The sequence below is a fragment of the Enterococcus raffinosus genome, assembly GCF_018917525.1.
Classification (GTDB): domain Bacteria; phylum Bacillota; class Bacilli; order Lactobacillales; family Enterococcaceae; genus Enterococcus_A; species Enterococcus_A raffinosus_A.
Map to the genome: position 1 here is coordinate 37,789 of NZ_JAHLOS010000032.1, position 16,657 is coordinate 54,445.

At 37.3% G+C, this 16,657-nt stretch carries 15 protein-coding genes and 1 other annotated feature (1 of these 16 cut by a window edge); of the genes, 13 read left to right on the forward strand and 2 right to left on the reverse strand.

Going from position 1 to position 16,657, the window contains the following annotated elements:
- Window positions 1-158 (forward strand) — a binding site (T-box leader) (it extends 95 nt beyond the left edge of the window).
- Between the two features lie 470 nt (window positions 159-628).
- The 9 genes from KQI58_RS16830 (at window position 629) to sufB (ending at window position 9,250) form a co-directional block, all read left to right on the forward strand.
- On the forward strand, window positions 629-1,663 hold the full coding sequence (locus KQI58_RS16830) for a methionine ABC transporter ATP-binding protein (RefSeq protein WP_216410182.1): 1,035 nt from the start codon (window positions 629-631) through the stop codon (window positions 1,661-1,663).
- Window positions 1,656-2,342 carry a methionine ABC transporter permease gene (locus tag KQI58_RS16835; protein ID WP_216410183.1) on the forward strand — a complete coding sequence of 229 codons (687 nt, stop codon included), beginning with the start codon at window positions 1,656-1,658 and terminating at the stop codon, window positions 2,340-2,342. Before KQI58_RS16830 ends, KQI58_RS16835 begins: the two co-directional genes overlap by 8 nt.
- A gap of 55 nt (window positions 2,343-2,397) precedes the next feature.
- On the forward strand, window positions 2,398-3,240 hold the full coding sequence (locus KQI58_RS16840; RefSeq protein ID WP_216410184.1) for a MetQ/NlpA family ABC transporter substrate-binding protein: 843 nt from the start codon (window positions 2,398-2,400) through the stop codon (window positions 3,238-3,240).
- Window positions 3,241-3,390: 150 nt separating this feature from the next.
- Window positions 3,391-3,813 (forward strand): GFA family protein, encoded by a 423-nt coding sequence (locus KQI58_RS16845; RefSeq protein ID WP_216410185.1) that lies wholly within the window; start codon window positions 3,391-3,393, stop codon window positions 3,811-3,813.
- A gap of 140 nt (window positions 3,814-3,953) precedes the next feature.
- Window positions 3,954-4,724: a Fe-S cluster assembly ATPase SufC gene (gene sufC / locus KQI58_RS16850; RefSeq protein WP_216410186.1), complete on the forward strand. Its 771-nt coding sequence runs from the start codon at window positions 3,954-3,956 to the stop codon at window positions 4,722-4,724.
- 13 nt (window positions 4,725-4,737) lie between these two features.
- On the forward strand, window positions 4,738-6,015 hold the full coding sequence (gene sufD, locus KQI58_RS16855) for a Fe-S cluster assembly protein SufD (RefSeq protein WP_216410187.1): 1,278 nt from the start codon (window positions 4,738-4,740) through the stop codon (window positions 6,013-6,015).
- Window positions 6,015-7,250: a cysteine desulfurase gene (locus tag KQI58_RS16860; RefSeq protein WP_216410188.1), complete on the forward strand. Its 1,236-nt coding sequence runs from the start codon at window positions 6,015-6,017 to the stop codon at window positions 7,248-7,250. Before sufD ends, KQI58_RS16860 begins: the two co-directional genes overlap by 1 nt.
- Window positions 7,237-7,710, forward strand: coding sequence for a Fe-S cluster assembly sulfur transfer protein SufU (sufU, locus tag KQI58_RS16865; protein WP_016180486.1), 474 nt, complete (start codon window positions 7,237-7,239; stop codon window positions 7,708-7,710). The genes KQI58_RS16860 and sufU overlap by 14 nt, the downstream gene beginning before the upstream one ends.
- 145 nt (window positions 7,711-7,855) lie before the next feature.
- Complete coding sequence (sufB, locus tag KQI58_RS16870; protein WP_161169054.1) at window positions 7,856-9,250, forward strand: Fe-S cluster assembly protein SufB; 1,395 nt, start codon at window positions 7,856-7,858, stop codon at window positions 9,248-9,250.
- 279 nt (window positions 9,251-9,529) lie between these two features.
- Here the strand turns inward: sufB and KQI58_RS16875 are convergent, their stop codons facing one another.
- Window positions 9,530-10,279 (reverse strand): transposase, encoded by a 750-nt coding sequence (locus KQI58_RS16875; protein WP_216410189.1) that lies wholly within the window; start codon window positions 10,277-10,279, stop codon window positions 9,530-9,532.
- 163 nt (window positions 10,280-10,442) lie between these two features.
- Complete coding sequence (locus KQI58_RS16880; RefSeq protein WP_253296004.1) at window positions 10,443-10,976, reverse strand: transposase; 534 nt, start codon at window positions 10,974-10,976, stop codon at window positions 10,443-10,445.
- Between the two features lie 296 nt (window positions 10,977-11,272).
- On the opposite strand from KQI58_RS16880, the gene KQI58_RS16885 reads away from it, so the two are divergent.
- The 4 genes from KQI58_RS16885 to KQI58_RS16900 all read left to right on the forward strand — a co-directional run bounded on the left by KQI58_RS16885 (window position 11,273) and on the right by KQI58_RS16900 (window position 16,477).
- A complete protein-coding gene (locus KQI58_RS16885; RefSeq protein WP_216410190.1) occupies window positions 11,273-12,313 on the forward strand; it encodes a nucleoid-associated protein in 1,041 nt (346 codons plus the stop codon).
- Window positions 12,314-12,332: 19 nt separating this feature from the next.
- On the forward strand, window positions 12,333-13,250 hold the full coding sequence (gapS4a, locus tag KQI58_RS16890) for a GapS4a family protein (RefSeq protein ID WP_216410191.1): 918 nt from the start codon (window positions 12,333-12,335) through the stop codon (window positions 13,248-13,250).
- A 1-nt stretch (window position 13,251) separates the two neighbouring features.
- Window positions 13,252-14,391: a GapS4b family protein gene (gapS4b, locus tag KQI58_RS16895; protein ID WP_216410192.1), complete on the forward strand. Its 1,140-nt coding sequence runs from the start codon at window positions 13,252-13,254 to the stop codon at window positions 14,389-14,391.
- 388 nt (window positions 14,392-14,779) lie between these two features.
- Window positions 14,780-16,477 carry an AIPR family protein gene (locus KQI58_RS16900; RefSeq protein ID WP_216410193.1) on the forward strand — a complete coding sequence of 566 codons (1,698 nt, stop codon included), beginning with the start codon at window positions 14,780-14,782 and terminating at the stop codon, window positions 16,475-16,477.
- Window positions 16,478-16,657: the final 180 nt, after the last annotated feature.

Here is a 16,657-nt window from a genome sequence, read left to right on the forward strand (position 1 = left end):
TTTGAGCAGGATGGACGAAGCGGGTGCTAAGTCTATCACGGGAGTGCCCGTTACAGCACCTCAGTATACGCGTGAAGCAAGTACTGGCAGAGGTTGTGATCGCAAGGTCAGAACGAATTTTAGGTGGTAACACGGAAGTCAAAGCTTTCGTCCTAAGTGTACATTCGTACATTTTTAGGGCGGAAGCTTTTTTTGCGAGTTACACTTTTCGCAGTATCTATTATTCGTATCAGCTTGATAACGATTTAAGCTGTCGAAAGTGTCGAGCACTTTAGTGGAATCGTATGCGAGGCGAGAATCAGATTCATTTTTCGTGTTTTTCGAAAAATGATTACTATTCTTCCGAGATAGCTGTCAGTCCAACTTCTCGCAGCAGCTCATAGTTGGACTGACAAAATGAAATTTTGAAGCTTTATAAGGATACGCGTGCTTTAGTTGGACGATATGCGTAATGAGAATAGAATTATTTCTCCCGTTTTTGGAAAAATAAATTCATTACAACGAGGTAGCTGTCAAACTGCTTCATCAAAATTTTCGCAGATTAGTGCAATGACAAGCGAAATGAAAAATAGTTATATATCTGAACTAGCTAAAAGCTAATCAGTTATTGGGAAAGGGTGTAAGAAACATGGCATTGATTGAGTTAAATCAAGTGGGGAAAAGTTTTGCCGGCAAGACTGGCCCAATCCACGCAGTCAATAGAATCAATTTAGCGATCGAAGAAAAGGATGTTTATGGCATCGTTGGTTATTCAGGCGCGGGGAAGAGTACGTTGGTTCGTTTGTTGAATGGACTAGAAACACCTACTAACGGACAAGTGTTAGTGAATGGTGAAGATGTTGCCAAGCTGCAAGGAGCAGCATTAAGAACGTTTCGAAAAAAAGTTGGGATGATTTTCCAGCATTTCAATCTATTATGGTCACGGACAGTCATTGAGAATATTCAATTACCTTTAGAATTGGCAGGCGTGGCAAAAGACCAACGTCGCAAAAAAGCAGAAGAACTGCTAAGTCTAGTCGGTCTTGATGGCAGAGGAGATGCTTATCCTTCTCAACTATCAGGCGGACAAAAACAACGGGTCGGGATCGCACGAGCGTTAGCGAATGACCCAGATATCCTACTCTGTGATGAAGCGACTAGTGCGCTGGACCCGCAAACAACGGAAGAGGTTTTAGATTTACTAGCCAATATCAATAAAAAATTGGGTTTGACGATTGTGTTGATCACTCATGAGATGAACGTAATTCGCAAAATTTGTAATAAGGTCGCTGTGATGGAGTTAGGAAAAATCGTAGAAGAAGGTTCTGTTCGTGAAGTCTTCCGCCATCCACAACAGGAAGTGACCAAGATTTTCGTTCAACAGGATCTTGAGCCAAAAGCCGATCCATCTGAATTGTTGAAGGAATTTATTAAAGAAAATCCCAACGGAACATTAGCGACATTGCACTTTTTAGAGGATAATGCCAATGAACCAGTCGTATCACAAGTAATTCGTAATTTTCCAGTGAATATCAGCATCGTTTATGGCAATATCGAACGAGCAACGGGAAATTCCTTCGGCACATTGACGGTTCAATTGACTGGCGATGCGGATAAGGTTGAAGAAGCGATCGCCTTTATTGAAAATCAACAAGTGGAAGTGGAGGTGCTGCATCGTGGATAAGAGTTTTTCAGAGACGTATTTAAACTTTCGGCAGGTATCATGGGATACGCTAAAGGAAGCCATCAATGACACCTTGTTTATGACGATCGTTTCTATGTTGATCGTGTTTGTCTTAGGGTTATTGCTAGGACTGATGCTTTACTCATTAGGTCGGAAACGCTCCGCTGCTCGCAGTATCTTATATGGACTGGTTTCAATTCTTAGTAACATTTTCCGATCAACGCCGTTTATGATTTTGATGGTTTTGATTATTCCATTTACTAAAGCGTTAGTCGGCACGATGTTGGGTGCGAAAGCTGCCATTCCAGCATTGGTTTTATCAGCGGCACCGTTCTATGCACGTTTAGTTGAAATTGCTTTTCGTGAAGTTGATTCCGGTGTGTTAGAGGCGGCAGATTCGATGGGAGCTAGTTATTTCCAAACAATCTATAAGGTTTTAATTCCAGAAAGCTTACCAGCGTTGATCTCTGGATTAACAGTTACTTCGGTTTCGATGATCGGTTTTACCGCGATGGCGGGTGCAATTGGTGCAGGTGGACTTGGAGCATTGGCCTGGCAAGAAGGCTATCAACGTGGGAATTACACAGTCACACTGGTAGCGACAGTAATTATTTTGATTATCGTATTTATCGTTCAAGGTCTTGGTGATTTCTTGACAAAACGAACAGACAAGCGTTAACACAGAATAGCAATTATTCTTAAAAATAAATCCAAAAATATAGGGGGAACTATCAATGAAAAAGAAAATTTTAGGTTTTGCGGCAGCAGCGTTATTAACAGTCGGCTTGGCAGCTTGCGGAAATGGCGGTTCAGACTCAGCAGACAGCAGCAGTAAAGAAAAGAGAGACACATTAGTCGTCGGTGCATCACCAACTCCGCATGCGGAAATCTTGGAGCACGTAAAGCCATTGCTTGAAAAAGAAGGCGTAACTTTGGAAATCAAAAAATTTGATGACTATGTGTTGCCAAACAAAGCGCTAGCAGACAAAGATATCGATGCAAACTACTTCCAACACAAACCTTTCTTTGAAAAGGCAGTGAAAGAAAATGACTACAAATTCACGGATGCGGGTGCTGTTCATATCGAACCAATGGGCTTGTACTCTAAAAAGATCAAAGACATCAAAGATTTAAAAGAGGGAGCGACAGTGATCACTTCAAGCTCTGAATCAGATTGGGGACGCATCATTACGATCCTGCAAGATGCTGGTTTAGTCAAAGTCAAAGACGGTGTTGATTTGGAAACAGCAACATTTGATGATATTGCTGAAAATCCTAAGAAATTAAAATTCGATCATTCAATTGACCCTGCTTTGCTAGCAACGACTTACAGCAATGATGAAGGCGATCTAGTAGCGATCAATGCCAACTTCGCTTATGGTGCTGGTTTAAATCCAGTGAAGGATGCCGTTTTACTTGAAAAAGATACTTCTCCATATGCCAACATTTTAGCCGTTCGTACAGAGGATAAAGACGATCCTCGGATTGAAAAACTGAACAAAGTCCTACATGAAAAAGATGTTCAAGATTGGATCTTAGAAAAATGGGACGGTTCTGTAAAACCAGTTGATAAATAATTTAATTAAGCGCTGAAGGAGTAAAACCTTTCAGCGCTTTTTTTCAGCCTATTTTCTACTGAAAAGGTATAAAAAAAATCATACTTTACTTAACTACTAGCTGTTACACTGGAAATATAAATTTTAAATCAGCTCGAAAGGATGGACTATATGAAGCTAAATGGAAGTTGTTTGTGCAATTCGGTGACGATTACAATAGAAGAAGTTGAACCAGAAATCACTGTCTGCCATTGTCATATGTGTCAAAAATTCTTTGGTGGACCATTCTTGTCGTTAGCGGGTGTGTTGCCAAAGGATGTTGAGATTGATGGAGAAGAACAGATTCAGCGGTATCTGTCATCGGAATGGGCGGAACGGGGATTTTGCAAACAATGCGGCAGCAGTCTATTTTATCATAGCTTGGCAGATGACGAATATTATTTTCCAGTAGGCTTGTTTGATGAAATCGATCAAGCGAAGCTGACGACGGAAATTTTTTATGATCAGAAGCCGGCTTTCTTTCATTTTAAGGAGCCGACAGAAAAATTAACCGAGGAAGCGTTCTTACAAAAACTCTTTACAGATTCTGATTAGTTCAGTCGAGAAAAAGCATTTTTATAATTATTCTAAATAAAGGATAGTTTTTTAGAAGAAAATTGGTGAATCGGTTTGTATTCCATTCTCATTTAGTCTAAAATATGTGAGAACGAGAAAAAAATTTTGGAGGTACTTTCATGTCAGTTTTAGAAATCAAAGACTTGCACGTTGCCATTGACGATAAAGAAATTTTAAAAGGCGTAAACCTTGAGATGAAGACAGGCGAAATCCACGCCATCATGGGACCAAATGGGACTGGTAAGTCAACTTTATCTGCAGCAATCATGGGCAACCCAAACTATGAAGTAACGAAAGGCGAAATCCTTTTCGATGGAAAAAATATCTTAGACTTGGAAGTCGACGAACGCGCACGTCTAGGATTATTCTTAGCGATGCAATATCCAAGCGAAATCCCGGGAATCAGTAATGCTGAATTCATGCGAGCAGCGATCAACGCTCGTCGTGAAGAAGATGAAAAAATCACCGTGATGCAATTTTTGAAAAAATTAGATAAAAAAATGGAATTGTTGAATATGCCGGAAGAAATGGCGGAACGCTATTTGAACGAAGGCTTTTCTGGTGGGGAAAAGAAACGCAATGAGATTTTACAATTATTGATGATCGAACCTACTTTTGCAATCCTAGATGAAATCGACTCAGGACTTGATATCGATGCCTTGAAGGTCGTAGCGAAAGGGATCAATGAAATGCGCGGCGAAGAGTTTGGCGCGTTGATCATTACCCACTACCAACGTCTATTGAACTACATCGTACCTGATGTGGTGCATATTATGATGGATGGCCGAGTAGTCTTGACTGGCGATGCAGAATTAGCGAAACGTTTAGAAGCTGAAGGCTACGCAGGTATCTCTGCTGAATTAGGTATCGATTACAAAGAAGAAGTTTAGGAGGGCAAGATAGATGAAAAAATGGACAGAATATCTTGAGGCCGTCAAAGCTTTCTCAGCCGAATGGGCCGAACCTCAATGGATGACCGATCTACGGGTCAATGCGTTAACAAAAATCGATGAGCTGCCTTTACCAGTGATTGAAAAGGTAAAATTCGCTCGTTGGAATCTTTATAATGTAAAACCTGAGCATCAAGAAGCAGCGGGGACCATTCCAAGCTTTGATCAAATGAAGGACAATCCGATGATCGTGCAAAGCGGGGAGACGACTGTTTTCGAACAAATCTCACCTAAGCTTGCGGATCAAGGGGTGATCTTCACTGATTTAGTGACAGCGATGCAAGAGCATCCTGAATTAGTCAAAGAATACTACATGCAAAAAGCGGTACCCGTTGAAGAAAATTCATTGACGGCGTTACATGCCGCTTTCATGAACAATGGGATCTTCCTATATGTACCGAAAAACGTGGTGATCGAAGAACCAATCGAAAGTCTTTTCTTGCATAACGGCGATGACGATGTGCATTTCTTCAAGCACGTCTTGATCGTGGCTGAAGATAATAGTGAGTTCTCTTACTTAGAACGTTTTGAATCACAAGGCGAGACAGCGAAGAAACTTTCTGGGAACGTAGTGGTCGAAGTGATCACGAAACCAGGTGCTCGCGTGAAATTCTCAGCGGTAGATTCAATGGGAACGAATATCGCGACTTATATGAACCGTCGTGGTTACCTAATGCGCGATTCTATGATCGATTGGGCAATCGGTATTATGAATGACGGCAATGTGATTGCAGACTTTGATTCTGATTTGGTGGGTGAAGGCTCACATTCAGAAGTCAAGATCGTGGCGATCAGCGATGGCAAACAGATTCAAGGGATCGATACTCATGTAACCAATAAGGCCCCACATACGATCGGGCATATTTTACAACACGGAGTTATTCTTGATAAATCTACCTTGACCTTCAACGGGATCGGGCATATCTTAAAAGGAGCGAAGGGTGCGGACGCACAACAAGAAAGTCGTGTATTGATGCTGTCTGAGAAATCTCGCGGCGATGCCAATCCGATTCTTCTGATCGATGAAAATGAAGTTACTGCCGGACATGCTGCCAGCGTTGGTCGGGTTGACCCAGATGAACTCTTCTATTTAATGAGTCGCGGACTAGAGCGCGCGACAGCGGAGCGTTTGGTTATTCGCGGATTCTTAGGACCTGTTATTACTGCTATTCCAGTTAAAGCCACTCAAGAGCAACTGATCGATACGATCGAAGGGAAGTTGAGTAAATAATGAGGGATTTTTCTACTATTAGAAAAGATTTTCCGATTCTTTTCCAAGAAGTAAATGACGAACCACTTGTTTATTTAGACAATGCGGCGACCACGCAAAAGCCGACGCAAGTCTTGGATGTTTTGCGCTATTATTATGAACATGACAATGCCAACGTTCATCGTGGGGTGCATACGTTAGCTGAACGGGCGACAGCCGATTATGAAAATAGTCGCGAAAAAGTCCGAGCCTTTATCAATGCGAAGGAAACAGCAGAAGTCTTGTTCACGCGTGGAACGACCACCGGCTTGAACTGGTTGGCTCGCAGTTATGGTGAGGCTTTTATTAAAGAAGGCGATGAAATCGTCATTTCTTATATGGAGCATCATTCTAATATTATTCCGTGGCAGCAATTAGTCGAACGCAAAGGTGCAGTTTTGCGTTATTTGCCATTAACGGATCAAGGCTTCATTGATATGGCAGCCGCAAAAGACATCATCAACGAAAAAACAGCGATCGTTTCATTGGCCTACGTGTCAAACGTGCTGGGTGTGATTAATCCGATCAAAGAATTAGCAGAAATGGCTCATACCAATAACGCGGTAATGATCGTGGATGGTGCGCAAGCTGCTCCACATATGGCCGTTGATGTTCAAGCACTTGATGCCGATTTCTTTGCTTTTAGCGGGCATAAGATGTGCGGACCAACGGGAATCGGTGTATTATATGGCAAACGTCAATGGTTAGAACAGATGGAACCGGTAGAATTCGGCGGCGAGATGATTGATTTTGTCAATCTGTTTGATAGTACCTGGAAAGAACTGCCATGGAAATTCGAAGCAGGCACACCGAACATCGCAGGAGCCATCGCTTTAGGCGCAGCGGTTGATTACTTGAACGAGATCGGGATGGAGAATATCCATCGCTACGAACAAGAATTGGTTGACTACGTCTTACCGAAGCTACATGAGATCGACGGAATCACGACTTATGGACCACAAGATCCAAAACATCATACCGGTGTGATTGCCTTTAATCTGGATGGCATCCATCCTCATGACGTAGCAACTGCTTTGGATATGGAAGGGATCGCGGTGCGTGCCGGTCATCACTGTGCGCAACCGTTAATGAATTATTTGAATCTGCCAGCGACGGCGCGGGCCAGCTTCTATTTCTACAATACGAAAGAAGATGCGGACCGTTTGATCGAAGCAATTCAGGCGACGAAGGAGTTTTTCAAAGATGGCGCTAAATAAATTAGACAATTTATATCGGCAAGTGATCTTGGATCATTCCGCTCATCCTCATCATCGTGGAAAGCTAAGTGACTCTACGAAAACGATCGAGATGAACAATCCTACTTGCGGCGACGTGATCGAGCTTGAACTAATTGTCAAAGACGACGTGATCACAGATATCGCATTTTCCGGCAGCGGCTGTTCGATTTCAACCGCTAGTGCTTCTATGATGACGGACGCAGTAATCGGCAAACCAGTCTCAGAAGCAGAACATTTAGCAGTTATTTTTGCCCAAATGGTTCAAGGCAATCCGATTCCTGAAAAGGATGAAGAAGCATTGGGAGACGCAGCAATGCTTAGCGGGGTCGCAAAATTCCCAGCCCGCATCAAATGCTCGACCTTAGCGTGGAAAGCCTTAGGCAAAGCATTGACCGATGAACAAGGCAAAGCTCGGGAAGGGCAATATCATAAAGATTAGCAAGATAAATACTTTAATATGAATGAGGATGTCAGTTCTACTTTCTGCTTTAGCAGATTTAGTAGAATGGTATACGGCATGAGAATCAAACTTATTTTTCTGAAGGGAAAATAAATACATTAATACGAATAAGGAGCGGGACTACATGAGTGTACCTGAAATGCAAGAGGAATATCAATTTGGCTTCCACGATGATATCGAACCCGTCTTTACGACTGGTGAAGGTCTATCGGAAGAAGTCATTCGCGAGATCTCCCGCGCAAAAGGAGAACCAGAATGGATGTTGGATTTCCGTTTGAAATCCTTAGAAACATTCAGAAAATTAGAGATGCCCGGTTATGGACCAGATTTATCCGAACTGGATTACGATAAAATCAACTACTTCATCCGTTCCAGCGACAAACCTGCTCGTGATTGGGATGATGTACCAGAAGAAATCAAAACGACCTTTGAACGTTTAGGGATTCCAGAAGCAGAACGTGCTTATTTGGCGGGTGCCTCTGCCCAATACGAATCAGAAGTGGTGTACCACAACATGAAGGACGAGTTCACCAAATTAGGGATCGTCTTTACGGACACCGATTCAGCCTTGAAGGAATACCCTGAATTATTCAAAGAATATTTCGGAACATTAGTACCGCCATCAGACAATAAGTTGGCTGCGTTAAATTCAGCAGCTTGGTCAGGCGGAACCTTTATCTATGTACCAAAAGGCGTGAAGACCGATATTCCGATCCAGTCCTACTTCCGAATCAACTCGGCCAACACTGGACAATTCGAACGGACACTGATCATCGTGGACGAAGGCGCAAGTATTAACTATGTCGAAGGCTGTACCGCACCAACGTACTCTTCTGACAGCCTGCATGCCGCAGTCGTAGAAGTTTTCGTTAAAAAAGACGGTTATTGCCGCTATACTACGATCCAAAACTGGTCAAACAATGTTTACAGCTTGGAAACGAAACGTGGTCAAGCCCAAGAAAACGCGACAATGGAATGGGTCGATGGAAACTTAGGCTCAAAAGTAACCATGAAATACCCAAGTGTTTACATGGAAGGCAAAGGCGCCCGCGGTACGATGCTATCGATCGCCGTAGCCGGCAAGAACATCGTGCTAGATAACGGTGCCCGCATGATCCATAACGCACCAAACACCTCCAGCTCGATCGTTTCAAAATCCATCGCCAAAGACGGCGGCGCGGTAGACTACCGCGGAACTGTTCGCTTCGGACGAAACAGTGCAGGTTCATTCAGCCACATCGAGTGCGATACGATCATCATGGATGATCAATCAAGTTCCGATACGATCCCGTACAACGAGATTTTGAATGGAAATGTTTCTTTAGAGCACGAAGCGAAGGTTTCAAAAATTTCTGAGGAACAATTGTATTATCTAATGAGTCGCGGAATTTCTGAACAAGAAGCGACGGAGATGATCGTTATGGGATTTGTGGAACCATTTACGAAGGAATTACCAATGGAATACGCTGTGGAGTTGAACCGTCTGATTCAGTATGAGATGGAAGGGTCTGTGGGGTAGTACTTAAACATATACTCGAAACGTTGTTATATCAGCGTTTCGAGTTTTTTTGCATTAAAGGTTAGGGTGTCAAAAGCACAAAAAAATCGCTAAGAAGAACAAGCCCGATGATACAGCTTGTTCTTCTTAGCGATTTTTTGTTTTGAAAATAGAAACTAGTTGATTCTTTTATCTTTTTGATTGCTCTTTTTGCGTTTATTGCACCTATCTTGAATCCGAAATCTATTTTTGTGCGTATGAGTCCCCTGAATGGCATTGTGTCCACTTTATATCTTCTTCTCATAACTGAGGGGATTCCCTCAATGCCATTTCTAAGATTTCCAAGTTTTTTGTACTCTTTGGTCGCCATTTTTGAACTTGTTGTGCTCGAAATACAGTTTTTTCTGATTTTATTACTACTGCTGTTTTCTTCTGTTCTTGATATACACAATCTTTAAAGAATGGGCAGGCTTTACATGTTGCCTTATCGAAGGTGGATCTGGTTTGTTGAAGATACTCATAATAGTTTGTTTTCTTAGGTGTGTGTCCTTGAGGACAACGCAATAGTTCATGTGTCTCTTTATCAAATAAAAAATCGGTTTCCCAAGTTTGAAGAGATTTGGAACCTAGTGCGGTTGTATATAAATCGATATTTTTTTCAACCGATTTTACAAACGTTTCCTCACTTCCATACCCTCCATCTGTAATCAGTGTGCAAGGAACTGTTGGGTCCCACTGCTCAATAAAACGGTAGATAAATTGATAATCACTAACTGTGTTTTTCTCAAATTCGTAGGAGGTAATGAGGGCTAGCGTTGGATTAAAGGTCTCGATGACATTTGCTGCATAGCCGATATATGTCTTTCTATTTTTCTTTTTGTAGCTTGCATCGGGATCACTAGGATTTTGTAAAGCGTTTGGTGATAACTTTTTTTTGCTAATTAATTTTGGTTCACCTGTTACGAAAGTGATCTGTTCGTTAATTAATCGGTCTAAGTTTTGGTAGTCGGGGTTCTCTTCTAATAATTCTTTGGTTTCTTGCAGAAGCATCAATCCGTCTCCAATACATTTCTGCCAGTCTTTTTCGATATCATTATGCTTATTATAGAATACGACCTTGTTGAAATAATCTTTGCTTAAATAATGCTCTTTTTCTTTTAATAATTCATCTGCACCAAGTTTGTGCAGTGTTTTTGCTAAATTAGATACACATCTATAAAAAAGAGCGTATCGATTTAGTTTTTTGACAATTGCTGGCTACTAAAAAGCTATCCATTCGTTTCATCGTTGGTTGAAGATCAAAAAAAGAGCAGAAGGTATCCGCTAAGGATTCCATCTCCTCTTTGATTAGATCTGTCCCTGTTTCTTCATAGTAATTGTATAACCGTTCGCGAAATCGGCTAAAACTTCGATCACTCAAAGGCTGCTCTTTACAACTGGTTGTACCAAGCGCGTATTGAAAACGAACATCGCAAATCACACTTTCAAGCAACTCCTCGTCAGTCAAGGAAAACATTTGTTTTAAGATTAGAGAACCAATCATTATATTGGCAGGTGTATTAGGTCTGGTCGCTTTATTTTCGCTATATAAGACTTCAAAACGGTCTTCATTAATCGAAGAAAAAATAATTTCGGCAAATGGTCTTGCCCAAGATTTTTCAACGATTTTTTGAGTTCGTTCTGAAGTTCTGAGAAAGGTATCGTTTAATAAATCGAGCTGATGTTCATCATTTCGTTTGAACCCCATATTAATCACCTTCTACTAATGATTTGTTGAAGTAATTATACCATCTTAATCTTCAATTTCTCCGTTAACTATGACTTTTGACACCCTAACCATTAAAGAAAGTATAAAAAATAGAGTATCCAAAAACTGATAAAATAATTTTTTGGACGCTTTTCTGTTTTCTAAAGATAAAAAATTAAAAAAGTTATAAAAAGATTTTTCAGCCGTTCAAAATGAATGTTTCCACAAAATAGTTATAATAAAAATTATATTTGGTAAAATGATAAATAAATAGTGTTTTTAAAAAGGAGTCAGATATGCTAGATTTTGAAGAATTATTTTTAGATAAAGTTGTAATTCATAAAGTAGGAAATAAATTAAGAGACGAATCATATCACTTATCGAATCAAGAGGATAGGATAGAAAATGAAAATCTGAGAGGTATTCTTGAAAAATATTTTTTAAGACTTTTTACAAATAGAGAAGAACACCATTTTTATCATGATTCAGATTTAAATTTGAATGAAGTTTATTGCTTTTCTAAAAAAATTTTTCAAGATCCAAATAATTTTTATGAGCAATCAATTAGTATTGTTAAGCATCTTTACAATACTTCAGCAAACGTCAACATTAAGTCAGGTGATTTTTATATGGCTCTTTTTGTTGATAATGAACAGAAAAAAAAAGCATTAGGTATTTTCAAAGCTGAAAATATGGATACTTTTTTGAAAATAGAATCAAAACTCGACTTCTTTTCTTTTTCATGTGAAAAGGGGTTGAATTTAAACAGAATAGATAAAGGATGCCTCATACTCAACGAACAGTATAATGAAGAATTGCAAGTCTTCATCATTGATTCATCTTCAAGAAAAGAAAAAGAGATAGCAAAATATTGGAAAGAGAATTTTTTGAATGTTAGGAGAACACAAACTGACTCAGTTAAGACTAAAGAAATAATAAAACTGGTAAATGATTTCTCTAAAAATATTTTAGAAAAAGAGTTAGACCGAAGTTCTAAAGATATATTTAAATTTAAAAAAGAAGCGGCGAACTATTTATCTTTATCTGATGAATATAACGAATCTCTGTTTAGTGAGAGAACCTTTAAAGATGACCAAGAAAAAAAAGTTTTTTTAAAATATAAAAATGATTATGAGAAACAAAATGATTTATTACCAATAGAAAATTTTTCTATTGATCGCGATACTTTTGACCGTAGTAAGTTTAAGCCAAGAACAACTTATAAATTAGATACAGGAGTAGATTTGAGTATCTCGAGCTTTGATTGTGTAGAGGAGGGATATGATGAGGAAAAAAATATGTACTATATAAAAACTTTTTATAATAAAAAAAAATAAATATTTGGAGGGATATTGAGTGTCAGGTGAAAAGTCAAAAAGTTCTGGTGATTATGGTGAACGAATTGTAATAAATTTTTTAAACCTTATAGGTTGGGAATCTGCGGAAAAAAATATAACTATTGACTGTGTTGAAGAAGAGCACGAATCAAAATCTAGTACTCATGGTGTGGATGGGTACTTTAGATATAGAAGCAATCTATTTAGTAGTTCTGTCCAAGAAGATATTCTTTTTTCGACGAAACACACTGTTAATGAGTATCCAAAGAGCTCAATTAAGTTTAAAGAGCATTTATACGAAATAGCAAAGTGGATGGATTGTTTTCCCTTAGATAAAAACTATGGAGCAAAAAAAATGAATCATATCCTTGAAAGAAAATTATCAGGAGTTCTATTTTGGCTTGCTAAGGATGAAAAGGATAGCAAGAGTATCACAAAAGAAATTTATAATTTCAGAAACACAAATCAATATGATTTTGGGCCGATTTATTTAGTGGACAATGAAAAATTGTTCTTTATTACTAAGGTAATAAATTATGCGAAATATCATTTTGATGATTATAATTTTGAATATCATTTTACCGGGTACAATAATACTGATCCTACAGGAATGAAATCGTGTGGGAAAATTTTTCCTGTCCAACTTTTAACAACTAATATGTTACCTATTAGGGTAACGAAAGAAGGAAAACCTTCTCTTGCAGTATTTCTTAATGAAAACTATAGTGCTGAATCTTTAAAAAAAGTACTCGGATTTGCAAAAGTTTTAGGAAACGATTGGCCTCAGAAAACATATATCTTATACCCAGAATATAATGAGTTAGATAATGGTAACGATACTAGTAGCATTAAGGGATTATTCGAAACAGATGATTTTATTAAAAATGTAGAAGTTCTATCTTTTAACGAAGGAATTAGTTCATTAGGGAGAAAATAATATGAATAGAGAGAAATTAAAGAACACTGAAACTGTACTTCCATTTGGAAATACTTTAAAACCGCTAATAACTACTGCCTCAGAACTCAGTATATCTGAAATAAGGAGTTGTTTAGCTCAAAAAGGTATTTTCATTAATTCAAAAGATAAGGATCAGATAATTCCATTAATGTTAACATCACTTTTATCACCTTATGAATTCAATGAACTGAGAGAGCGTAGAAAAGATCGAGAATCTATTCCGAAAAGAAGAAGCAAAACTTATAGTTTCAACGAAGAAACGAAGGTTATCAAAGCAATTCCTATGCTCAATAAAATAGATATAACTGATTTAAAAAGATGGGATACCGAAAATTACGAAATCTATGATAAGGGAACTTTTAGTCGATACAAAGATAGTATAGTTTATGAATATAAAATTATAAGACAAAATTATGCAAAAGACTGGTATAACCAAGAGAGTATACATGTTGGTTCACTTGAATTTTCTGTAGATAATGATTCAAAAAATCTTATTCTCTCTTCTGAACATTCTTCTGAAGAAACAAAAGAATTGAATAATTTGATTTTGAAAGAAGCCAAAGGGATCTTAGAAACAGAAGGATATATTGAAAAAGGCTCCGAAAAGTCAATAACGTTTGGAAATTTTACAAATGAAAACAGAATTAATTTTTTATTGAATTTTGTGGACGATACATTAGATGAAAGTGATACTTTCAAATTTTCTAAAATAACTAATGTTGATATTCTATTTGATCCTGATAAGGAGTTGACGAATAATCTGCAATGGATGCAAGATAAAGTAAGAATGGCAAGGTTTGAAGGGGACTCTCTTCATGAAACTGAAGTTTTACAAGATACGGGTTATCATTCTTCATTAATTTTATCTTCATTAAAGATAGTCTATGAGTTTGAAACTAAAACTGCTAATGGAGAGTGCACTATTGAAGTTGAATTTCCAAGGAAAAGAAGTATTAAAGTTCCAAACCACTCTTCAGAATTAGTTTTTAAATTAGTCCAGATTAAATGCAAAAACAAAGATAATAGAAAAGGTATGAAAAAGACTCTGTATAGAAAATTTGATATTTTTAAAGATGCCTGCTATAAAAAAACATTGTCCAGAGATATCAATACGGATTAATATAGAACTTAATTTATTGTAACCTCTTATAAAAAATGTTTTGTTCAATAAATTGTGTGTTGTGATATGAAAAAAAGAATTTAGGAATGACAAGGTAATTGACACTAAAGTGAAATGTGACACAGGAGCATACTTATACATCATACCTGCATAATAAGTTAACATATCTTATTTCTTCATTATAGAGACATGAAGAATCTAAATTGATTGTCGTTAAATTGCCAAGTAGTTCTGTTTCATAATATTTTTAAGATTTACTTGGTTAAGAGTATATTCTTAATCAGCAACTGATGTTTTGATGAAGTGAAATCTAATAGTATCTCAGGTTTTTCTGTGATATTATAATGAAAAAGTTGATTTAATTATATAGAACAACGGAGGGATAACATTGGTATTTGATATTAATAAACAAATCGTTGATAACCAAGTGAAAAAGATGTTGGAGGAATCACCAGAACTATTTGATGGTCTAGATAAATCAAGGGCGCTATCAAAAGCATTTTTAATTTTAGGTGTAGCTTCTTATTTAGATATTGATGTGGAGAGCGCTAACTCTTGCGTAACTGATGGAGGTAGGGATGGCGGATTTGATGCAGCATCAATACAAGAAGCATCGGAAAGTGTTATAAAAGTTGTTCTTTTTCAGTCAAAGTATGTTAGAGATTTGGAAAAAGATTCCAATTTCCCTTCAAATTCGATAGAAAAATCAATCAATTCAATAAAAACAATTTTCGATCCATCAAAATCAATGGCTTTGAACGATAACAGCAAAGCAGTAGTTGATGAAATTCGATCTTTTCTAGATGAAGGATATATTCCAGATATCACTTTTGTGAATTTGAATAATGGTTTACGGTGGAAAGGAGAGGGAGATGATTTTATTAATAATGCATTCTCTAATTCTTCTCAGATTTGTTTTGAACACTATAACCATGATGATATTTTACGTAGTAGTAACAAACATAAGAAAATTTCTACACAACTGGATTTAAATGGAGTTGCCTTGAGAGAAGATTTCAATTATAAATCCGTAATTGTTGGAAAAATAGATGTTATGCAAGTTTATCGATTAGTTGAAGAGTTTGGGGACACTCTTTTGGAAAAGAACATAAGAAATTATTTAGGGAAAAACAAAGTAAATGATGCAATAAGAACTACATTACTTGATGAGGAAAAAAATACTAATTTCTTCTTCTACAATAACGGTATTACAATCACTTGTGAAAAATTTACGGGGAATTATTTGGCAGAAAAAGATTGGAAATTAAAAATCGATGATTTGCAAATTATCAACGGTGGGCAAACTTGTAAAACTATTCATGATACAATTAAAAATAATCCAGACAGAGATTATTCTGATGTATCAGTATTAGTAAGAATATATTCGGTTGATGATGATAAAGATTTAATTAGAGATATTACTTTAGCTACAAATAGTCAAAATCCTGTTGATTTAAGAGACCTACAAGCAAATGAAGATATGCAAGTTTCTTTGGAGAAGGACGCTGAATTGCTAGGATATAACTACAAACGTAAACGAGATAACTCTAGTAGCGCAGGAATACCTTCATCCGTGGCGGCAGAAGCTATTTTGACAGTCTGGAGACAGCATCCTAATATTGCAAAGAGTAAGAAAAGTGAACACTTTTCTACCTATTACTCAGAAATATTCTCCAATCTAAATGCCTCACAGATGGTTTTAGCAGTAGAAATTTATCGATATTGTGATAATTACAGGAAAAAAAATTCTATGAATTCTGAAATTCAAGCTATTAGAAGATTTAGCAACTATTTTATTGCATTAATAATGGGTGATCAACTTCTAAGTTATTTCGGTATAAGATTAGAAAAAATAACTCATGACAATTTTGAAGAACTAAAAAATTGGTTAGACGATAATATTGATGAATTGTATGAAAAAATTGAGGAATATGTTTTAATTTCTGTCAAAGAACAAGTGAAAATCATATTTAGGGAAGACTTAGATTTATCTAGAGTTGATGGGCGAACACTTTCTTCTATTTTCAGAAATCAAATTATCATTGATCAATATAAAAATAGCGATTTTAAGGTAATATTAAACTAGTTTAATAGTCGGTAATTAAAGGGTACATGTGAATAATAATGTAGAAGTGGACATATAAAATGAGAGTGTAATATAAACCGTGTAAGTAACCATTAATCCTAGGTAGGTGGTTGCTTCGCGGTTTTTCTTTTTCTACAATAAGATCAAGAGGTGAGTACACGATGGCTAGAAAGAAAAGAA